Consider the following 273-nt stretch of genomic DNA (forward strand, 5'->3'; position numbering starts at 1 on the left):
CGGGCGGTGCGTAGCAGGCGCGTGGTCTGGCCTTTGCCGTCGGTATGGCTGAGCACCTGGCCGAGGGCGTTGTAGGTGAAGGACTCGGCGCTGCCGTCCGGATGATTGATGCGCAGCACTTCGCCGTCGGGTTTGCGTTCCAGCGTGGTGGTCTGGCCCAGCGCGTCGGTGACGGCGACCAGATGCTGGCGCTCGTCGAAGCGGTAGGTGGTGTTTTTACCCGAGCAATCCTGGAAGCGCTCGACCTGGGCCAGGGTGTTCCACCACAGGTAT

The 273-nt window shown here is 65.2% G+C and carries 1 pseudogene; it reads right to left on the reverse strand.

Going from position 1 to position 273, the window contains the following annotated elements:
• Positions 1–273, reverse strand: a pseudogene (locus ACM6IT_RS28030) (RHS repeat protein); the annotation flags it as partial.

This window comes from Pseudomonas sp. IT-P4, assembly GCF_949767755.1.
Lineage (GTDB): Bacteria > Pseudomonadota > Gammaproteobacteria > Pseudomonadales > Pseudomonadaceae > Aquipseudomonas > Aquipseudomonas monachiensis.